The organism is Streptomyces corynorhini (genome assembly GCF_003346515.1).
GTDB classification, from domain to species: domain Bacteria; phylum Actinomycetota; class Actinomycetes; order Streptomycetales; family Streptomycetaceae; genus Streptomyces; species Streptomyces corynorhini.
In genome coordinates, this window is record NZ_QQNA01000112.1 from 1 (window position 1) to 19,815 (window position 19,815).

Annotated in this window: 15 protein-coding genes; all 15 read right to left on the reverse strand. The window is 71.8% G+C overall.

The window, feature by feature from the left end:
• Positions 1–134: 134 nt before the first annotated feature.
• Positions 135–773, reverse strand: coding sequence for a hypothetical protein (locus DVH02_RS15385; RefSeq protein WP_325051370.1), 639 nt, complete (start codon positions 771–773; stop codon positions 135–137).
• Positions 774–849: 76 nt separating this feature from the next.
• The gene (locus tag DVH02_RS15390; protein ID WP_114624430.1) at positions 850–3,081 is read right to left on the reverse strand and encodes an MMPL family transporter; all 2,232 of its coding nucleotides are present in this window, start codon (positions 3,079–3,081) and stop codon (positions 850–852) included.
• A 170-nt stretch (positions 3,082–3,251) separates the two neighbouring features.
• The gene (locus tag DVH02_RS15395) at positions 3,252–5,414 is read right to left on the reverse strand and encodes a phosphocholine-specific phospholipase C (protein ID WP_114624387.1); all 2,163 of its coding nucleotides are present in this window, start codon (positions 5,412–5,414) and stop codon (positions 3,252–3,254) included.
• A 256-nt stretch (positions 5,415–5,670) separates the two neighbouring features.
• Positions 5,671–6,114 (reverse strand): universal stress protein, encoded by a 444-nt coding sequence (locus DVH02_RS15400; protein WP_114624431.1) that lies wholly within the window; start codon positions 6,112–6,114, stop codon positions 5,671–5,673.
• 121 nt (positions 6,115–6,235) lie between these two features.
• The gene (locus tag DVH02_RS15405) at positions 6,236–7,489 is read right to left on the reverse strand and encodes an SLC13 family permease (RefSeq protein WP_114624388.1); all 1,254 of its coding nucleotides are present in this window, start codon (positions 7,487–7,489) and stop codon (positions 6,236–6,238) included.
• 96 nt (positions 7,490–7,585) lie between these two features.
• Positions 7,586–9,085 (reverse strand): Asp-tRNA(Asn)/Glu-tRNA(Gln) amidotransferase subunit GatB, encoded by a 1,500-nt coding sequence (gene gatB / locus DVH02_RS15410; protein ID WP_199566292.1) that lies wholly within the window; start codon positions 9,083–9,085, stop codon positions 7,586–7,588.
• Between the two features lie 8 nt (positions 9,086–9,093).
• Positions 9,094–9,687 carry a DUF4276 family protein gene (locus DVH02_RS15415; protein ID WP_158575891.1) on the reverse strand — a complete coding sequence of 198 codons (594 nt, stop codon included), beginning with the start codon at positions 9,685–9,687 and terminating at the stop codon, positions 9,094–9,096.
• Positions 9,684–10,871 carry an AAA family ATPase gene (locus tag DVH02_RS15420; RefSeq protein WP_114624390.1) on the reverse strand — a complete coding sequence of 396 codons (1,188 nt, stop codon included), beginning with the start codon at positions 10,869–10,871 and terminating at the stop codon, positions 9,684–9,686. Before DVH02_RS15420 ends, DVH02_RS15415 begins: the two co-directional genes overlap by 4 nt.
• Positions 10,872–10,949: 78 nt before the next feature.
• A complete protein-coding gene (locus DVH02_RS15425; protein ID WP_114624391.1) occupies positions 10,950–11,192 on the reverse strand; it encodes a hypothetical protein in 243 nt (80 codons plus the stop codon).
• Positions 11,189–12,742 (reverse strand): Asp-tRNA(Asn)/Glu-tRNA(Gln) amidotransferase subunit GatA, encoded by a 1,554-nt coding sequence (gene gatA / locus DVH02_RS15430; protein WP_233518244.1) that lies wholly within the window; start codon positions 12,740–12,742, stop codon positions 11,189–11,191. The genes DVH02_RS15425 and gatA overlap by 4 nt, the downstream gene beginning before the upstream one ends.
• Positions 12,743–12,748: 6 nt before the next feature.
• Positions 12,749–13,045, reverse strand: a complete 297-nt coding sequence (gatC, locus tag DVH02_RS15435) for an Asp-tRNA(Asn)/Glu-tRNA(Gln) amidotransferase subunit GatC (protein WP_014153935.1) — start codon at positions 13,043–13,045, stop codon at positions 12,749–12,751.
• Between the two features lie 283 nt (positions 13,046–13,328).
• The gene (locus DVH02_RS15440; protein ID WP_114624392.1) at positions 13,329–15,470 is read right to left on the reverse strand and encodes a putative bifunctional diguanylate cyclase/phosphodiesterase; all 2,142 of its coding nucleotides are present in this window, start codon (positions 15,468–15,470) and stop codon (positions 13,329–13,331) included.
• Between the two features lie 262 nt (positions 15,471–15,732).
• Positions 15,733–18,027, reverse strand: a complete 2,295-nt coding sequence (gene ligA, locus DVH02_RS15445; RefSeq protein WP_114624434.1) for an NAD-dependent DNA ligase LigA — start codon at positions 18,025–18,027, stop codon at positions 15,733–15,735.
• 86 nt (positions 18,028–18,113) lie between these two features.
• On the reverse strand, positions 18,114–19,100 hold the full coding sequence (locus tag DVH02_RS15450) for a methionine synthase (protein ID WP_199566291.1): 987 nt from the start codon (positions 19,098–19,100) through the stop codon (positions 18,114–18,116).
• 5 nt (positions 19,101–19,105) lie between these two features.
• The gene (locus DVH02_RS15455; RefSeq protein ID WP_114624394.1) at positions 19,106–19,795 is read right to left on the reverse strand and encodes an SDR family oxidoreductase; all 690 of its coding nucleotides are present in this window, start codon (positions 19,793–19,795) and stop codon (positions 19,106–19,108) included.
• Between the last annotated feature and the right edge of the window lie 20 nt (positions 19,796–19,815).

The window sequence follows — 19,815 nt, forward strand, 5'->3', positions numbered from 1 at the left end:
CAGGGCTCGCGAGCCCTGCCTGATCCCAACGAGAGGCCCTAAGGCCCGGCGGGCTCAGGGGTGCCGCTTCAGGAGACCGCCTCCTCAGGAGGGGTGCCGCTTCAGGAGACCGCCTCCTCAGGAGGGCGGCTCGTTCAGGAGGCCGTGCTCGGCAGGGCCGCGAAGAGGTCGAAGTACATGCCGAGCGACATCAGCAGTCCGAGGAGGCCGAGGACGGCACCGGCCAGCGCGAAGGGACGCACCCAGGCGGTACGGGGACGGGGCAGCGCGAGGGCGATCGCACCGATGATCAGCGCCACCAGGGCGAAGCCGCCGTTGACGAGGGCGGTGAGGTGCCAGGCGTCGCCGTAGATCGCGGAGATCTGCTGCTCGGCGGTGGCGGACTGACCGGTCTTGAGCTGACCGACAAGCCCCTGGCGCTCGCCGAGGACCCGGCTGCTCCAGGTGCCGGTGAGGGCGACGACGCCGAGGCAGACCGCGAGGACGGCCGCCGCGGCGGTGCCGAGGCCGCCGGAGGAGCCGGTGGCGGCGGCCGTCGCGTCGTCGTCGTACGCGGCGTCGTCCTCGTCCTCGTCGTCGACCGCGTGGGCGGCGGCGGAGCCGTCGGCGGCCTCGGCGGTCGGGGCCACATCCTCGGTGGCGGTGTCCTTGGTGGCCGTGTCCTCGGCCGTCCCGTCGGCCGCCTCCTTGGACAGGTCCTTGGCCGGAGGCTTCGCGTCGTTCGCGGCGGCCGTCGTCTGTTCGGGGGTCTCGGTCTCGGGTGTGGGGTTCATACGGCGCACGCTAGGGGCCGCGTCTGAGAGCTTCCTGAGAACGCCGTCACCCCGCACCGCCCCCGGCCGCGCGCCCTCACCGTACGAGGGGGGTCCGCGCGCGCTCGCGCGCCTCGGGAATCGCGACAGGACCCCGGCACTCGGGTCCCTCCACGCTGATCCTCGGCAGCCAGCGGTCCACCCGGCGCGGCAGCCACCAGTTGGCGCCGCCGAGCAGATGCATCAGGGCGGGGACCAGGAGCGTACGGAGCACGAAGGCGTCCAGCGCCACGGCCGCCGCCAGCCCGACGCCGAACATCGCGATGACCCGGTCGCCGCTGAGCACGAACGCGAGGAAGACGGAGATCATGATGACCGCAGCCGAGTTGATCACCCGGCCGGTCTCGGCGAGCCCGACCCGTACCGCCCGCCGGTTGTCGCCCGTCGCCAGCCACTCCTCGTACATCCGGCTGACCAGGAAGACCTGGTAGTCCATGGAGAGCCCGAAGAGGACCGAGACCATGATCACCGGCAGGAAGGGCTCGATGGGGCCCGCGCTGCCCAGTCCCAGCAGCTCGCTCCCCCAGCCCCACTGGAAGACCGCGACCACGATGCCGAAGGAGGAGGCCACGGCCGCCACATTCATCAGCGCGGCCTTCAGCGGAATGCCCACGGACCGGAAGGCGAGCAGCAGGAGCAGACAGCCCAGCGCGATGACCACGCCGACGAAGAGCGGGAGTTTGCCGACGATGATCGCGGCGAAGTCGTCGTAGCTCGCGGTGACGCCGCCGACGTACACCTTCAGTGTGGTGCCGCTGCCGCCGCGGGGCAGCACCTCCGTACGGAGGCGGTCGACCAGCTCGCTGGTGCGCCGCGCCTGGGGCGCCGAGTCCGGTACGACGGTCAGCAGCGCCCGGTCGCCGCTGCCGTTGAACATGATCGGGCCGACCGAGGCGACGCCCTCGGTGCCGCGCAGGGTGTCGGGCAGCTGGTCCATGGCGAGCCGGTCGCCCGCGCCGTCCAGCCGCGCGACCAGCGTGAGGGGCCCGTTGACGCCGGGGCCGAAGCCGTCGGCGAGCAGGTCGTACGCCTTGCGGGTGGTGGCCGTCGACGGGTTGTTGCCCTGGTCGGAGGTGCCGAGCCGGAGCGAGAACGCGGGCAGGGCCAGCACGAGCATCACGACGACGGCGACGGCGCCGAGGAGTCGTGGGCGGCGTTCGACCAGGAGCGACCAGCGGGCCGCGAAGCCGGCCGGCTGGTCGGTGACGGGACCGTGCGCCGCGAGCCGCGCACGCTGGCGGCGGCTCAGCGCGCGCGTGCCGATGAACGACAGCAGGGCAGGCAGCAGGGTGACGGAGGCGGCGACGGTGAGGACGACCGTGAGCGAGGCGGCGACCGCGACGCCGTTGAGGAAGTTCAGCCGCAGTATCAGCATGCCGAGCAGGGCGATACAGACCGTGGCCCCGGCGAACACGACGGCTCTGCCGGTGGTCGCGACGGCGTCGGTGGCGGCCTCGCGGACGCTCAGGCCGCGGCTGAGGCCCTTGCGGTGCCGGGTGACGATGAACAGCGCGTAGTCGATGCCGACACCGAGCCCGATCAGCAGGCCGAGCATCGGCGCGAAGTCGGCGACCGTCATCACCCGGCCGAGCAGCACGATGCCCGCGTACGCAGTGCCGACCGAGACCAGAGCGGTCGCGAGGGGCAGCAGGCTGGCGGCGAACGAGCCGAAGGCGAGGAAGAGCACGACGGCGGCGACGGCGACACCGACGATCTCCGCCGTGTGCGTGGTGGTGGACTCGGTGAGCGCGACGGCGCTGCCGCCGAGTTCGATGTCGAGGCCGGGCGTGCCCGCTGCCTTCGCGGTGTCGACCAGCGCGCGGGCGCTCGCCGCGGGAACGGCGTCGGCCGGCCGGTCGAACGTCACGCGGGCGTAGGCCGTCCGCCCGTCCGCGCTGATCTGTGCCTGGCCCTCGGCGGAGTACGGACTGACGACGGAGACGACGCCCGGCAGCTTCGCCACCTTGCCGAGCATCTCCCCGGTCCGCAGCTCGACCTCGGTCGCGCGCACGGAGGCGTACGGCCTGCTCCCGGGCGTGTCACCCTCGCCGGTGTGCCAGACGATGGTGTCGCCGTCCCCGCCGAGTCCGGGGAATCCGCTGTCGAGAAGCTCGGTGGCCTCGCCCGATTCGGTGCCCGGCACCTCGTAGTCGCTGGAGTACGAGGACCCTGACGCCAGGGCGGCCGCCGAGACGCCGCCGAGCGCGAACAGCCAGAGGAGCACGGCGAGGAGCCGGTGGTGGACGCACCATCGTGCGAGGGCTGCCAGCACACCGCTCCCTGGATCGTGGGTCTTCATCGGGAACAGCCCGTCGGGAGGAGCCCGCGAAGATCGCGTGACCTACGGAGAGCTACTGTCGCAGCATATAATGATCCTTTGTCCGCTTCGTGGGGTTACTCACAGGGGCGCTCCGGAATACCGGAATAACGGAGCCGCCGTCAGCCGGAGACGCTCACCCGTCCGTTCTCGATGTGCCCCATGAGTCGGCGGCGGAAGGCGTCGGCGCCTTCGGCTCCGTCCACCGTGACCTCGATGTCGTACCAGCCGTGCGCGTCGGCTGCCGAGTGCACGACATCGCGGCGGCGGCCGGGCTTCACCGTGATCCGCCGGGTCCAGCCGTCCAGATCGGCCTCGTCCACGTAGCCGAGGGGGCGCACGGTGAAGGTGAGGGGCCGCTCGCCCCGGTTGCGCAGGGTGAGGTACAGATCGCGGTCATGGTGGTCGATCGCGGAGGTGACCTCGGCGCCGCGGCCGGTCGCGGGCCCGGCGAACTCACGGCGGAAACCGTTCGGCCCGGTGACGGTGAAGCGGTAGGCGTCGCGCCGTGCCCCGCCCCGGCCGGTAAGGGGCACCGTCCATTGCGCCGTGCCCCTTACATCGCGGTGCTGCGGAATCTCGAACTCCGCGGCGTACGGGTAGAGCGCGAAGTGCGCGCTCGCGCGCCCCGTATTGCTGAGCACGACCTCGAAGGCGCGGCCGTCGGCGCCGATCCGGCCGTACGCGTCGGTCTGGTACGGCAGTGGTCGGGCCGGGCGCACGCCGGGCTCCTGTACGGGCATCCGCTGCTCGGCCGGGGGGACGGGCGCCCAGCGGCCGGTGAACGGCGGCACGTCTCCGGGCTGTTCCACCTCGGGCTGGGACCGGCCGCCGGTGAAGTCGAACGCGGAGGTCAGATCGCCGGTGACGGTCCGCCGCCACCGGGTGATGTTCGGTTCGGCCACCCCCGTCCACTTCTCCAGAAAGCGGATGACCGAGGTGTGGTCGAAGACCTGCGAGCAGACGTGGCCGCCGACCGTCCAGGGCGAGACGACCAGCAGCGGGACCCGCATGCCCAGCCCGGTCGGGCGGCCCTCCCAGCGCTCGTCGGGGTCGTCCACGGGCGGAACGGGCGGCGGCACATGGTCGAAGAAACCGTCGTTCTCGTCGTAGTTGATCAGCACGACGGTGTGCCGCCAGACCTCCGGGTGGGCGCCGAGCGCGTCGAGCACCTTGTAGACGAGACCGGCGCTGGCCACCGGCGACGAGGAGCCGGGGTGCTCCGAGTCGACCGCCGGGGGCACCAGGTACGACACCTCGGGCAGCGTCCCCGCCGCCACGTCGGCCCGGAACCGCTCGGCCAGCGTGCCGCTCTCGACGCGCCGCAGCCCGCGCTCGAAGAGGGAGCGCTCGTACGCGGTCAGCGTGGCGACGCCCTCCTCCAGCGCGGCCAGCAGCCGCTCGCGCGCCTGGCGGTCGCCGGTGTCGCGCACGGCGGCGTAGAACGCCTCCATGTAGGTGAATCCGGCGGCCCCGGGCTGACCCGGCAGCTCGCGCGCCATGGCGAGGGCCTTGCGGGCGATGTCCTTGAAGGCGGTGAAGAACTCGATGTTGTTGTCGGTGAAGTTCTCCCACTCGGTGTACGTCCGCCAGCTCCGGCCGGCCTTCTCCAGCCGCTCGGCGTAGGTCGGCCAGGGGTAGCCCGGATGGGTGTCCTCCTCGTACGCGTCGTTGCCCACGGCCCGGCGCCCGTCGGCCTCGAAGCCGGTCCAGCCGCTCCACAGGTGGTTGCGGTTGGGGCTCGTCGAGGTGTGCGTGGACGAGTGGTACGCGTCACAGACCGTGAACGTGTCGGCCAGTTCGTAGTGCAGCGGGAGATCGCGCCGGTCGTAGTAGGCCATGGTCGCGGCGGTCTTGGCGGAGATCCAGCCGTCCATCCACCCGTCGTGCCAGGCCGCGGCGCCGCCGTCCCAGGAGTGGTCGAGCGCCCCGATGTACTGCAGGTCCTTGCGCTGCGCCTCGGCGGCGTCCCGTACGGGAAAGGGCAGGACGGGGGCGGACGGGCCCGGCTGGGCGAAGACGGGCCTCCCCGTGGGCAGTTCGACGGCGTTGCGGTCACCGAAGCCGCGTACGCCGCGCAGGGTGCCGAAGTAGTGGTCGAACGAACGGTTCTCCTGCATGAGGATCACCACGTGCCGGATCGCGTCCATCCCACCGGGCGCGGGCGCGGGTTCGGCGGCGAGCGCCGTCCGCAGGGACGGGGGCAGTACCGACCCCATCGCCGCCGCTCCCAGGGCCCCAGAGCCGAGGGCGAGCATTCTTCTGCGCGAAATCTCCGGTGACATGTCTCGGGACGGTAGTGACGGCGGGTGGCAGAGGGAAGGCCCCCGGACGTCGGGCGGGTGAACGCCCCCGGAGGGAACGAGGGCGCGGAGCCGCGCGGCGGACCACCCGCCGCACGGCCGCACGGATGGCGGACCACCCGCCGCACGCCCCACCGCTGGAGGGCCACTCGCCGCACGGCCACACCGCTGGCGGACCACCCGCCGTACGCCCCACCACTGGCGGACCACCCGCCGCACGGCCACACCGCTGGGAGGACTACCCGCCGTACGGCCACACCAGCAGCACCGGACACGCGGCATGGTCCACCACGAAGCGGGTGGCCCGGCCGAGGCTGTGCGGCCCGGGGCGGTCGGGTTCGCCGTCGCGGGCGCAGATCAGCAGGTCGGCGCCGGCCGCGGCCCGTACCACCTCGTGCTCGGCGCGGCCGTGGTGTTCGAGGAGTTCGCAGGGGCGTCCCAGCCGATGCGCGGCGGCCTCCAGCAGATCGGCGGCGGCCGGACCCGCGAGCGCTTCGAGGCGCGCGCCGGGGTCGCGGTCCGGGCGGTGCCCCCGGCCGAGGAGCCCGGCGTACGCGCGGTGCGCGGCGGCGACGACCTCCTCGTCGCCGACGTGGAGGAGCACCACGTCGTCGTGCGGGGCGCGGGCGCGGGCCGCGTCCACGCAGGCCGGCCAGGTGGATTCGGTGATCCACACGACCACCGTCGGCCGCGCGCCGGACTCGTGCCCGGCCGGCTCCCGGCCCGCGGGCTCCCGGCCGGGCGGCCCGGCGCTCGGCGGTGGTACGGGTACGGGTACGGTCACGGCGATCAGCCTCCGGTCGTCATCCCATGAGTCGCAGCGTGCCCCACAGGGCCACCGTAGACATGACCAGGGTGGCGGGCACGGTCAGCAGGCCGAGCCGGGTGAAGTGGCCGAGTTCGGCCTCGCTGTCGTGCTCGTGGAGGATGCGCCGCCACAGCAGGGTGGCCAGCGAGCCGACGTAGGTCAGGTTGGGGCCGAGGTTGACGCCGATCAGCGCCGCGAGCACCGGTCCTGGACCGGCCGGGGCGACCACCGGCAGCAGCGCCAGGATCGCCGGGAGGTTGTTGATCACGTTGGCCAGCACGGCGGCGATCGCGGCGATCGCCAGCAGGGAGAGCAGCGAGGAGCCCTCCGGCAGCACCCGCCCGATCGCGGTGTCCAGACCGTTGTCGACGACCGCCTTGACGACGACGCCGAGCGCCAGGACGAACAGGCAGAACAGCGGGGAGGTGGCCAGGACCAGCCCCTTGACGGTCGTACGGCGTCGGCGCAGCGCCCGCGCGGCCAGGACGGCGGCCCCGGCGACGGCCGCCCACAGCGGCTCGATCCCGGCGAACGAGGTGACCGCGAACCCCACCAGGGTCAGCGCGAGCACGACGAGCGTGAACAGGGGCAGCGGTCGCCGCTCCGCCGTCCGCGGCGGGTGCGCGCCGGCCGCCAGATCCGCGGCGAAGAACCGGCGGAAGACGACGTACTCGACGGCGATCGCCGCCAGCCACGGCAGCGCCATCAGCGCGGCGAACCGGGTGAAGGTGAGCCCGCTCGCGGTGAACGCCAGCAGATTGGTGAGGTTGGAGACGGGCAGCAGCAGGGACGCCGAGTTCGCCAGGTGCGTACAGGCGTAGACGTGCGGCCGGGGCCGCGCGCCCACCCGGGCGGCGGTCGCGAAGACCACCGGGGTGAGCAGCACGACCGTGGCGTCCAGGCTCAGCACGGCGGTGATGGCGGCGGCGACCGCGAACACCCCGCCGAGCAGCGTGCGGGGTCTGCCGCCGCAGACCCGGGCCACCAGGTCACCGGCGGCGTCGAACAGCCCCTCCTCGGCGCAGAGCTGCGCCAGCACCAGCACGGCCGCCAGGAAGACGACGACCGGCAGCAGCGTGCGGGTCTGCTCCCAGGCGTCGGCGGGCGAGACCGCGCCGAGGACGATGACCAGCAGCGCGGCGGGTACGGCGGCGACGGCCTCGGGCAGGCCGCGCGGCCTGACGACCGCGAACGCCAGCACGCCGAGCAGCAGCCCGACGGAGACGATCTCGGCGGCGATGGTATTCACTCGACAGGAATATCAGCCTCCGCCGGGCCGGACGAGCCGGGGGCGGCGCGCCCACCGGCACGCCGCCCCCGAAACACATCGTTCGCGCCGCCCGCGTCAGCCCTCGGCGCCCAGCTTCTCCAGGATCAGCTCGCGCACCCGCGCCGCGTCGGCCTGCCCGCGCGTGGCCTTCATGACCGCGCCGACGAGCGCGCCGGCCGCGGCGACCTTGCCCGCGCGGATCTTGTCGGCGACGGCCGCGTTGGCCGCGATGGCCTCGTCCACGGCGGTGCCGAGCGCGCCCTCGTCGGAGACGACCTTGAGACCGCGCTTGTCCACGACGGTGTCGGGGTCGCCCTCGCCCGCGAGCACGCCCTCGATGACCTGCCGGGCCAGCTTGTCGTTGAGGTCACCGGCGGCGACGAGCGCGGCGATCCTGGCGACCTGCGCCGGGGTGATCGGCTGCTCGTCCAGCGCGCGGCCGGACTCGTTGGCGTGCCGGGCCAGCTCGCCCATCCACCACTTGCGGGCCTGGTCGGCCGGGGCACCGGCCTCGATCGTGGCGACGATGAGGTCGATCGCGCCCGCGTTGAGGATCGACTGCATGTCGTGCTCGGAGACGCCCCACTCCTCGCGGAGCCGGTTGCGGCGCACCCGCGGCAGCTCGGGAAGCCCGGCCCGCAGCTCCTCGACCCACTCGCGCGCCGGGGCGACGGGCACGAGGTCGGGCTCCGGGAAGTACCGGTAGTCCTCGGCGTTGTCCTTGATCCGGCCGGAGGTCGTGGAGCCGTCCTCCTCGTGGAAGTGCCGGGTCTCCTGGAGGATCGTGCCCCCGCCGTCGAGCACCGCCGCGTGGCGCTGGATCTCGAAGCGCGCGGCGCGCTCCACACTGCGCAGCGAGTTGACGTTCTTCGTCTCGGAGCGCGTCCCGAACTCGGCGCGGCCGTGCGGGCGCAGCGACAGGTTCACGTCGCACCGCATCTGGCCCATCTCCATCCGGGCCTCGGAGACGCCCAGTGCCTTGATCAGCTCGCGCAGCTCGGCGACGTACGCCTTGGCGACCTCGGGGGCGCGCGCACCGGCTCCCTCGATGGGCTTGGTGACGATCTCGATGAGCGGGATGCCGGCGCGGTTGTAGTCCAGCAGCGAGTGGGACGCCCCGTGGATCCGCCCGGTGGCGCCGCCGACGTGCAGCGACTTGCCGGTGTCCTCCTCCATGTGGGCGCGCTCGATCTCCACGCGGAAGATCTCGCCGTCCTCCATCTGGACGTCCAGATGGCCGTTGAAGGCGATCGGCTCGTCGTACTGGGAGGTCTGGAAGTTCTTCGGCATGTCCGGATAGAAGTAGTTCTTCCGGGCGAAGCGGCACCACTCGGCGATCTCGCAGTTCAGCGCGAGCCCGATCTTGATCGCCGACTCGACGCCGATCGCGTTGACGACGGGCAGCGATCCCGGCATGCCAAGACAGGTCGGGCAGGTCTGCGAGTTGGGCTCGGCGCCCAGCTCGGTCGAGCAGCCGCAGAACATCTTGGTCTTGGTACCCAGCTCGACATGGACTTCCAGGCCCATGACGGGGTCGTAGGTCGCGAGGGCGTCCTCAAAGGGCACCAAGCTCATCGTGGCGGTCACAGAAAACGCAACTCCTTCAAGGCAGCTGTCAGTTCGGCGCACCACAGCTGGTACGCGGGGAGGTTTCGGAGGCGGTCCAGATCAACACGTTCGCCGAGAAATTCGGCCAGTTCACGGGTGTCGCCGCCGGGCAGGATGCGGGAGAGCAGGGCCTTGGGGTCGGCCGTCCTCTCCACATCCCGCGGGCTGGACGGAATGAGTGCGGACACCGCTCCCGGCAGCGAGCCGAGCAGTGGACCGTCGGCAAGCAGCCACGCCTCCGTCTCCCGTACGGGGACCACTCCGACGATACGGCAATGGGACGGCAGCGCGATGTCCTGGCAGATCTTCTCGATCTTGTTCCGCTCCCGGTGGTCATTGTGGATCAGGAGCAGGTCACAGTCAGAGGCGAGGTCGACCGCTTCCGCGCAGAGCGGTCCGTGCGCGGTGCGCGCGGTACTGCACCGACCCCGCAGCGGGGTGTCGCCCACATCGAACGGCTCCGGGTGCCGGGCGGCGAGTTCCTTGAGCTGGCGTACAGCGACGGCGCTCAGGAAGATCTCGTCCTCCGGGCCCTCCGCGAGCAGACCGACCGTCAGATACCGGCTCAACGACTGCCTGCCTGGACGGTCTCCAGATACTGGCGCGCCTCCCGGGCAGGGACGTAGGTGCCCCGCTCCCCCGATTCGGCCAGCGGGCGGACCCTGCTGTGCCGGGAAGGACGTTCGCCGCCGCCGACACGGGTCACGGTGTCGACGAAGAGTACGTCTCCGGGGTGCGCGGGATAGACGGCGGCGAGCACGACCGGTGAGTGCGTGGTGACGATGATCTGCTGGCGGGTCTCGGGCCCTGTACAGCGGCGCAGCCGCCGTACCAACTCCTTGACCTGACCGGGATGCAGACCGTTCTCGACATCCTCGACCATCAGGGTGGAGCAGCCGCGGCCGTCTCTGTCGTGGGCCGCGGTCAGTACGGACAGGACGTGCAGAGTTCCATCCGAGGCCAGCCGGGCAGGGGTCGGGGCCGCGTCCCTGTAGACGAGGTCCAGCTCCCAGACGCCCCTGTCCGCGTCGGCGGCCGAGCGCACATCGGTCAGCCCGGGGAGTACGGCGACGGCGTCGGCCTTCAGTAGCAGGGCGCCCGGGTGGACCGCCTCTCCCGAGCCGAGCAACCGGCCGAGCACGGCGGAGAGGTTGTGCGCGTCCCGGGCCATGCTCTGGTCGTCGTGGAGATCCGTGTCCTGACGGGCGGCATCGGCGTTCGGAACGAGGCGGTACCACCGGGCACCGGGGTTGGAGTGCTCGAAACAAGCCATGATCTCGGTGTTCTCCCGGATCTCCGCTTGCTGCTTTTCGTTCAGTGCCCATCGGCCGAGAACTTCCGGAGCCGTGGACAGTCTCACGTCGGCCAAGGGCCGGTCCGTCGCCTGCTTGCGGGTGATGTCCAGGTCGAGCCGTAGATGGGACATTCCCCGCCGCGGATCGGAGTGCAGGAAGCACACGGCGATATGGATCCGGTTGCCGGCCGTGCCGTCACCGAAACGGTGGAAGAGGTCGATGGTGCGGCCCCTCCGGTCGCCGCCGGGCCCCAGCGGCATGACCCACCGGACCGCGGTGTCCGACACTCGCCGAAGTTGCACGACCGTCTCGCCGATCAGCTGCGCGGCAAGGTCCACGGCCTCTAGCAGATTGGTCTTGCCCGACCCGTTCTGCCCGACGAGCACCGTGAAGGGGGACAGGTCGACGGCGCAGTCGCGGAAGGATCGGAACCCTTCCAGCTCAATGCGGGTGATCATTCGTGTCACTCCCTTCGCAGGTGTGCGGTCGGATGGGCGAACGGTCCGGGGCCGTGCGGACGGCCCCGGACATGGGCGTCAGCCCAGCAGGACGTCGTCGTCGCCCAGCCGCTTCAGCTCGCGGTACAGGATCGCCAGGCCCGTCACGATCGCCACGGCGGAGACCGCGGCGTCGACCAGCCGGAGCGTGTCGTGCTCCTGGCGGGCCAGCTTGGCCTGCTTGGCGACGCTCAGGGCGCCGAGAGCGGTGCTCCCGATCGACAGGTACGTCCCTGCCTTGGACTTCTTGAAGCCCTTGGCCTTGCTCAGCGCATTACTCATAGCGACGGTGCCTCCTCCAGCAACGGGTGGCCCCACTTTTCCACGAAGGCCGCTTCGACAGCGGCACCGACCTTGTACAGCCGGTCGTCCTTCATGGCCGGGGCGATGATCTGGAGTCCGACCGGGAGGCCGTCCTCGGGCGCGAGGCCGCAGGGCAGCGACATCGCGGCGTTGCCCGCCAGGTTGGTGGGGATGGTGCACAGGTCCGCGAGGTACATCGCCATCGGGTCGTCGGCGCGCTCGCCGATCGGGAAGGCGGTGGTCGGGGTCGTCGGGGAGACGATCACGTCGACCTGCTCGAACGCCTTCTCGAAGTCCCGGGTGATGAGGGTGCGGACCTTCTGCGCCGAGCCGTAGTACGCGTCGTAGTAGCCGGAGCTGAGCGCGTACGTGCCGAGGATGATCCGGCGCTTGACCTCGTCGCCGAAGCCCGCCTCGCGGGTGAGCGCCGTGACGTCCTCGGCGGACCTCGTGCCGTCGTCGCCGACGCGCAGGCCGTAGCGCATGGCGTCGAAGCGGGCGAGGTTCGAGGAGCACTCGGACGGCGCGATCAGGTAGTACGCGGCCAGGCCGAGGTCGAAGGACGGGCAGTCCAGCTCGACGATCTCGGCGCCGAGCCCGCGCAGCAGCTCGACCGACTCGTCGAAGCGCTGCACGACACCGGCCTGGTAGCCCTCGCCGCGGAACTGCTTGACGACGCCGACCCGCATCCCGGCGACCGAGCCGTTGCGGGCCGCCTCGACGACCGGCGGGACCGGGGCGTCGATGGACGTCGAGTCGAGCGGGTCGTGCCCGGCGATCGCCTCGTGCAGCAGGGCCGCGTCCAGGACCGTACGGGCGCAGGGGCCGCCCTGGTCGAGGGAGGACGAGAAGGCGACCATGCCGTAGCGGGAGACGCCGCCGTAGGTGGGCTTGACGCCGACGGTGCCGGTGAGCGCGGCGGGCTGGCGGATGGAACCGCCGGTGTCCGTGCCGATGGCCAGCGGCGCCTGGTACGAGGCGAGGGAGGCGGACGAGCCGCCGCCGGAGCCGCCGGGAACCCGGGTCAGGTCCCAGGGGTTGGCGGTGGGGCCGTACGCGCTGTTCTCGGTGGAGGACCCCATGGCGAACTCGTCCATGTTGGTCTTGCCGAGGATGACGACGTCGGCGGCCTTGAGCCTCTTGGTGAGCGTCGCGTCGTAGGGCGGCAGCCAGCCTTCGAGGATCTTGGAGCCGACGGTGGTCGGCACGCCCTCGGTGGTGAAGATGTCCTTGAGCGCGACGGGCACACCGGCCAGCGGTCCGAGCGGCTCACCCGCCGCCCGCTTCTCGTCCACGGCGCGGGCCTGGGCGAGCGCCCCCTCGCGGTCGACGTGCAGGAACGCGTTGATCTTCTCGTCGACGGCCTCGATCCGGGCGAGATGGGCCTCGGTGACCTCGACGGCCGTGAGGTCGCCGGAGGCGATCCGCTCGGCGATCCCGGCGGCGGTGAGCCTGGTGATGTCCGACGTGCTGATGTCCGACGCGCTGTGGTCCGACGCGCTGTGGTCCGACTTGCTGTGGTCCGTCATAACTGTTTAGTCCTCCCCCAGGATCTGCGGCACCTTGAAACGCTGCTGCTCCTGGGCCGGGGCGCCGGAGAGCGCCTGCTCGGGGGTGAGCGACGGACGGACCTCGTCCGCGCGCATGACATTGGTCAGCGGCAGCGGGTGGGAGGTCGGCGGTACGTCTTGGTCGGCTACCTCGGATACGCGGGCGACCGCGCCGATGATGTCGTCGAGCTGTCCGGCGAAGTGCTCTAGCTCTTCGCCCTTCAGCTCCAGACGCGCCAGCCGGGCGAGGTGGGCGACCTCCTCGCGCGTGATGCCAGGCATGCAGCGATCCTCTGGGGTGAGTGTGATGGATTGTGGCCCCAATCCTATGGGCCCGGTCCCACCGCCACGAAACGCTTGCCCCTCGGATCCTCACGGACGGACATCGGGCGAGGCGTCAGCAGGACATCGTGCCCCCCTGGCACCCTGGCGCCCGGCCGCCCCCTGGAGTGCTGACGTCCTGGAGTGCTGGCGCCCGCGCGTCTCGGCACATGACCGTCGCCAGTCCCTGTCCGACGAACAGCGCCGCCCGAGGGGCGGACGACGCTACTTCGGACTTACTCGGCTAGCGCACGACGTGGTCCGACTGCTGCACCACCTGCGTGCCCTCCTGGGCGCGCGCCGCCTCCAGCTCGGCCGGGCGCTGCCAGCCGCGCTCGCCCCTGGCCAGCAGCCAGGCCGTCGCCTCGTGCGGCGGCATCGCGGCGGCCACCAGCCAGCCCTGTACCGCGTCGCAGCCCAGGTCGCGCAGCCGCTCCCAGGTCTCGTCGTCCTCGACGCCCTCCGCGACGACCAGCAGGCCAAGAGAGTGCGCCAGGTCGACCGTGCAGCGCACGATCTCCGCGTCCTCCGCGTCGACCGCGAGCCTGGCCACGAAGGAGCGGTCGATCTTCAGCTCGCTGACCGGCAGGCGGCGCAGATGCACCAGCGAGGAGTATCCGGTGCCGAAGTCGTCCAGGGACATCTTCACTCCGTGGCCGGTCAGTCCCGCGAGGGTGTCGGCCGCGCGCTGGGGGTCCTCCAGCAGGACGTGTTCGGTTATCTCCAGCTGGAGGGAGCCGGCCGGGACGCCGTGCCGCGCCAGTCGCGCGGCCACCGCACCGGCGAATCCGGGGGTGTGCACATCGCGCGGCGAGACGTTGACGGCGACCGGGACCATCAGTCCCTGGGATCGCCAGCGCGCGACTTGAGCGAGAGCCTTCTCCAGTACGTATTCGGTGAGGTGAGGCATGAGACCGGAGGACTCGGCGATGGCGATGAAGTCGTCGGGAGGCACCCGGCCGCGCTCCGGGTGCACCCAGCGCACCAGCGCCTCCAGCCCGGCCACCTGCCCGTCGAAGCGGACCTTCGGCTGGTAGTGCAGCTCCACCTCGCCCGCGTCCAGCGCGCGCCGCAGGTCTCCCAGCAGCCCGAGCCGGTCGGGGGTGTTGGAGTCACGCTTGGACTCGTACACCTCGACGCCCGTGCGGTCCCGCTTCGCCTGGTACATCGCGACGTCCGCGCGCCGCAGCAGACCCTCCGCGTCCGTCGCGTGCTCGGGGTAGACCGCCACTCCCGCGCTCGCCTCCAGGACGAGCGTGAGGCCGTCGAGATCCAGCGGCGAGGACAGCTCGGCCACCAGATGGCGGGCGACGCGCTGGGCGCTGGTGGTGGAGTCGCAGGTCGGCAGCAGCACCGCGAACTCGTCGCCGCCGAGCCGGGCGACCTCGGCGCCGCGCGGCAGCGCCAGCCTGAGCCGGTCGGCTATCTGCAGCAGCAGCCGGTCCCCCGCCAGGTGGCCGAGGGTGTCATTGACGGAACGGAAACGGTCGAGATCGATCAGGACCAGGGCGGACCTGGCCCCCATGCCCTCCGCCTCCTCCAGCGCCGACCAGGTGCGCTCCAGCAGCCACTGCCTGTTGGGCAGCTTGGTCAGCGGGTCGCGCAGCTGCTCCTCGGCCCGCGCCCTGGCGATCCAGAGCGTCGAGTCGAGAGCGATCAGCGGAATGGCGAACAGGGGCAGGAGCACCGGCAGGGAGACCGCGACGACACAGATCAGCGGGGCGATGCCGAGCAGCGCGACCGCGACCAGCCCCTGTCGGTAGAGGGCGGTACGGGCGCCGGCCGGCTCCCCGCTGTGCTGCGGGGACAGCGCGTACCACAACAGCAGCCGGGTGACGGCGAGATGGGCGGCGGCGGCGAGCACGATCTGCGGGACGCTGCCGATCGACCAGTCGAGCGGCTGCCAGGGCCGCTCGACCGTCGGGACCACGCCGAACAAGGCGAGGACGAGCGCGGCGGCGCCGATGCCCAGCATGTCGGCCGCCCCGTGCAGGACGCCCTGCCGCCAGCGGTGCCGGCGGGCCACGCCGACCAGGACGACGACGGCCAGACTGACCAGCCCGGCCGCCACCCAGCCGTAGAGCAGCAGCACCGCCAGGGTGAGGGCCGCGCCGGAGCCCGTACCGCCCCACCAGCGGTCGCGGCCGAGCGCGACCAGGTGTCCGACGATGATGCCGGTGAGCACGGCCAGCGCCCAGCCGGCCGTGGAGCCGGGGAAGAGCGCGAGCCCGTCCAGCAGCCTGCGGACCAGTCCCGTCGCCAGGACGGCCACGGCGAGTCCCACCACAAGAGCGGGGGTCCAGGCCGCGATACCGGCGCGTCCCGCCACAAACCCCGCGATTCCGCGCGGGGGTGAGGCCGGGGCGGCGCTCTCGGTCGGTTTCATTCCCGTCCCTCTCACAGCCGGCGGAGCCGATGCCACGCGATGGCACGTTGTCATGCCAACACGGCTGGAATCGACTCCTCAGCCGTGCACGACAGGCGCACATCCCAACAGTAGGCCGCCGAAGGCCCCAACGGGCAGCGCTCTACAGCTGTTGCCCGAATGCGACCCGCCCATCCGTATCCGTCTGGTATGCGCCGAACGGGTGACCTTGGCGGCCCGAATTCGACGGTGCGGGCCCTGCTCTTCAGGGCGTTGACCGCGATTACTCCTGGGGAGTGATTTCCGTCTCCTTACCCATCTCCTCGCCCGTCCTACCCGTCGGCGTGCCCTTCTCGGCCGGATCCGTCGCACTCTCCGGCGCGTCCGCGCCTTCCGCGGCGGCCGCCGGGGGCTCCTCGGGGCCGGTGGCCACCGCCCTGGCCGCGTCCGGCCCCTGCTCCAGCAGGACGGTGAAGCCCGCTTCGTCGAGCACGGGCACCTTCAGCTGCAGGGCCTTGTCGTGCTTCGAGCCGGGGTTCTCGCCGACCACGACGAAGGCGGTCTTCTTCGACACGGAGCCGGTCACCTTGGCGCCACGCGACTGAAGCGCCTCTTTCGCGCCATCTCTCGTGTACCGCTCCAGCGTGCCGGTGACCACCACCGTGAGGCCCTCCAGCGGGCGCGGGCCCTCGTCCTCGCCCGCGCGCTCGTCCTCCGTACGGACCCCGGCCGCCCGCCACTTGCGCAGGATCTCGCGGTGCCACTCGTCCGCGAACCACTCCTTGAGCGAGGCCGCGATGACCGGGCCGACGCCCTCGACGGCCGCCAGCTCCTCCTCGGTGGCCTCCTCGATCCGGTCGATGGAGCGGAACTCCCTGGCCAGCGCCTCGGCGGCGACCGGTCCCACATGACGGACGGAGAGGCCGGTGATGATGCGGGCCAGCGGACGGTCCTTGGCCTTCGCGATGTTCTCCAGCATCTTCTCGGCGTTCCGCTTGGGCTCGCCCTCCTTGGTGGCGAAGACCATCGCCTTCTTGTCCTCACCCGTCTTCGGGTCGCGCTTGGGCAGTCCGCTGTCCTGGTCCAGGACATACGCCTTGATGGGCAGCAGCCGCTCGATGGTGAGGTCGAAGAGGTCGCCCTCGTCCGTCAGCGGCGGGGTGTCGGGCTCCAGCGGCTTGGTCAGGGCCGCGGCGGCGACATAGCCGAAGTTCTCGATGTCCAGGCACTTGCGGCCCGCGAGGTAGAACAGCCGCTCCCGCAACTGGGCCGGGCAGCTGCGCGCGTTGGGGCAGCGGAGGTCGATGTCGCCCTCCTTCATCGCGCGCAGCGGCGTCCCGCACTCGGGGCAGCGCTCCGGCATCACGAACTCGTACGCGTCCTCCGGCCGCAGATCGACGACCGGGCCGAGGATCTCCGGGATGACATCGCCCGCCTTGCGCAGCACGACCGTGTCCCCGATCCACACGCCCTTGGCCTTCACCACCTCCTGGTTGTGCAGGGTGGCGAACTCGACCTCGGAGCCGGCCACCGTCACCGGCTCCACCTGCGCGTACGGGGTGACCCGCCCGGTGCGGCCGACGCCCACCCGGATGTTGACCAGCTTGGTGTTGACCTCCTCCGGCGCGTACTTCCAGGCGATCGCCCAGCGCGGCGCCCGCGAGGTGGAGCCCAGCCGTCCCTGGAGCGGGATCTCGTCGAGCTTGACGACGACTCCGTCGATCTCGTGCTCGACGGAGTGCCGGTTCTCCCCGAAGTGGGCGATGAACTCCCGCACCTCCTGGACGGATCCGACCACCTTGTTGTGCTGGGCGGTGGGCAGGCCCCATGCGCGCAGCAGCTCGTAGGCGTGCGAGAGGCAGTCGATGTCGAAGCCCTCGCGCGCCCCGATGCCGTGCACCACCATGTGCAGCGGGCGGGTCGCGGTGACCTTGGGGTCCTTCTGGCGCAGCGAACCCGCCGCCGCGTTGCGCGGGTTGGCGAAGGGCTTGTCACCGGCCTCCACCAGACGCGCGTTCAGCTCCTGGAACGCCTCCATGGGGAAGTAGACCTCGCCGCGGATCTCGACGAGATCCGGGACGCGCTCGCCGCGCAGCCGGTGCGGGATCTCGGCGATCGTACGGACGTTGGGCGTGATGTCCTCGCCGGTACGGCCGTCGCCCCGGGTCGCCGCGCGGGTCAGCAGGCCGTGCTCGTAGGTGAGGTTGACGGCGAGTCCGTCCACCTTCAGCTCGCACAGGAAGTGGTGGTCGGGGGTGCCCACGTCCTTGGCGACGCGCTCCGCCCAGGCCGCCAGCTCCTCGTCGTCGAAGGCGTTGTCAAGGGAGAGCATCCGCTCGCGGTGCAGGACCGCGGTGAACTCCGTCTCGTACTGACCGGCGACCTTCTGGGTCGGGGAGTCCGGGGTGCGCAGCTCCGGATGGGTCTCCTCCAGCTCCTCCAGCGACCTCAGCAGTCGGTCGAACTCGCCGTCGCTGACGACCGGCTGGTCCTTCACGTAGTACCGGAAGCGGTGCTCCTCGATCTGCTCCGCGAGCAGGGCGTGCCGCTCCCGCGCCTCCGTGGGCACCTCGGGCATCGCAGACACCACGTCCCGCTGTTCGCCTGCCACCGTCTCGTCCTCCCGATTCACCATGATCCGGCCGTCACCCGTCGCCGGGATCGTCACTCAGGGTTGTCCGCGAGGGATCTCGCGGCCCTGACGCAGTGGGCCTGCGCGGCGTGCGCGTACGCGGGTGAGGCACCCGCGAGCCCGCACGCGGGAGTGAGCACCACGGACTCCGCGAGAGTCCCCGGATTCAGCCCCAGCCTGCGCCACAGCGTTCTGACCCCACTGACGCTACCGGCAGGGTCTGACAATGGGCCGTCGGTACCCGGCACGATTCCGGCGAAGAGTTTCGTACCGCCCTCCACCGCCTCCCCGATCGTCTCCTCATCACGCTCGGTGAGCAGAGCGAAATCGAACGAAACGGCCGCGGCTCCGGCCCGGCGCAGCAGCGCGAAGGGCACGTCCGGCGCGCACGAGTGCACCACCGCTCTCCCGGCGCCGAGCGCGGTCACCTCCCGCAGCGCGCTCTCGACGACTTGGCGGTCGATCGCGCGGTGGGTGCGGTAGCCGCTGGCGGATCTGACGTGTCCGCGCAGGACGGCGGTGAGGGAGGGCTCGTCGATCTGGAGCACCGGTACGGCTCCCGGCACCCGGCGCCGTACCTCGGCTAGGTGCTCGGTGACCCCCTCCACCAGCGACGCGGTCAGGTCCCGGCAGGCTCCGGGGTCGCTGAGCGCCGCCTCGCCGCCGCGCAGCTCCAGCGCGGCGGCGAGGGTCCAGGGGCCGACGACCTGGATCTTGAGCGGCCCCTCGTATCCCTGGGTGAACTCCTCCAGCGCGTCCAGGTCCTCCCCCAGCCAGGACCTGGCCCGTCTGGTGTCCCGGCCGGGCCGGTCGCTGATCCGCCAGCCGCTGGGCTCCACGCGCGCGTAGACCTCGGCGAGGAGTCCGGCCGTGCGGCCGATCATGTCGGCGCCGGGCCCGCGCGCGGGCAGTTCCGGCAGGTACGGGAGTTCTTCGAAGGTGCCGGTGACGGCCTTGGCGGTCTCCCGCGCGTCGCCGCCCGGCATGGAGCCGACGCCCGTGGCGGGTCCGTAGGTCATCGCGCTCACCGGCCCGGCTTGACGGTGACGTCGTCGATCCGGGCGTCGCGCGGCAGATCGAGCGCGGCGAGGATCGTGGTGGCCACGGATTCGGGGGCGATCCAGCGGGCCGGGTCGTACTCCTTGCCCTCCTGCCGGTGGACTTTGGCCTGCATGGGGCTCGCCGTACGGCCGGGGTAGACGGAGGTGACCCGCAGCCCGTTGGGGCGCTCCTCCTCGCGCAGGGCGTCGGCCAGTGCCTTCAGGCCGTGTTTGGAGGCGGCGTACGCGCTCCACTCGGCGTGCGCGCCGAGCCCGGCGCCCGAGTTGACGAAGATCACCTGGCCGCGGGCGACGCGCAGTTGGGGCAGCAGCAGCCGGGTCAGCTCAGCCGGTGCCACGAGGTTCACCGCGAGCTGGCCGTGCCATGCCTTGGGGGTCAGCTCCCCGACCGGTCCCAGCTCCACGACGCCCGCGATGTGCAGGAGCGAGTCCAGCCGGTCGGGCGGGGACTGCTGGCCGAGGGCCCAGGAGAGCCGGTCGGGGGTGGAGAGGTCGCCGACGAGGGTGCGGGCGCCGGGGAAGTCCGCGGCGAGTTCCTTGGCGCGGGCGGCGTCACGGGCGAAGAGAACCAGGTCGTCGCCGCGCTCGTGGAGCCGGCGCGCGACGGCGGCGCCGATGCCGGAGCCTGCACCGGTGATCAGATGGGTAGCCATGCGGTCATCGTCGCATCACC

Bases quoted from the DNA above. Each gene is read 5' to 3' on its own strand.
- DVH02_RS15385 (WP_325051370.1), bottom strand. From the start codon at position 773: ATGAACCCCACACCCGAGACCGAGACCCCCGAACAGACGACGGCCGCC.
- DVH02_RS15395 (WP_114624387.1), bottom strand. From the start codon at position 5,414: ATGTCACCGGAGATTTCGCGCAGAAGAATGCTCGCCCTCGGCTCTGGG.
- gatB (WP_199566292.1), bottom strand. From the start codon at position 9,085: ATGAGCTTGGTGCCCTTTGAGGACGCCCTCGCGACCTACGACCCCGTC.
- DVH02_RS15420 (WP_114624390.1), bottom strand. From the start codon at position 10,871: ATGATCACCCGCATTGAGCTGGAAGGGTTCCGATCCTTCCGCGACTGC.
- DVH02_RS15425 (WP_114624391.1), bottom strand. From the start codon at position 11,192: ATGAGTAATGCGCTGAGCAAGGCCAAGGGCTTCAAGAAGTCCAAGGCA.
- gatA (WP_233518244.1), bottom strand. From the start codon at position 12,742: ATGACGGACCACAGCAAGTCGGACCACAGCGCGTCGGACCACAGCGCG.
- gatC (WP_014153935.1), bottom strand. From the start codon at position 13,045: ATGCCTGGCATCACGCGCGAGGAGGTCGCCCACCTCGCCCGGCTGGCG.
- DVH02_RS15440 (WP_114624392.1), bottom strand. From the start codon at position 15,470: ATGAAACCGACCGAGAGCGCCGCCCCGGCCTCACCCCCGCGCGGAATC.
- ligA (WP_114624434.1), bottom strand. From the start codon at position 18,027: ATGCCCGAGGTGCCCACGGAGGCGCGGGAGCGGCACGCCCTGCTCGCG.
- DVH02_RS15450 (WP_199566291.1), bottom strand. From the start codon at position 19,100: ATGACCTACGGACCCGCCACGGGCGTCGGCTCCATGCCGGGCGGCGAC.
- DVH02_RS15455 (WP_114624394.1), bottom strand. From the start codon at position 19,795: ATGGCTACCCATCTGATCACCGGTGCAGGCTCCGGCATCGGCGCCGCC.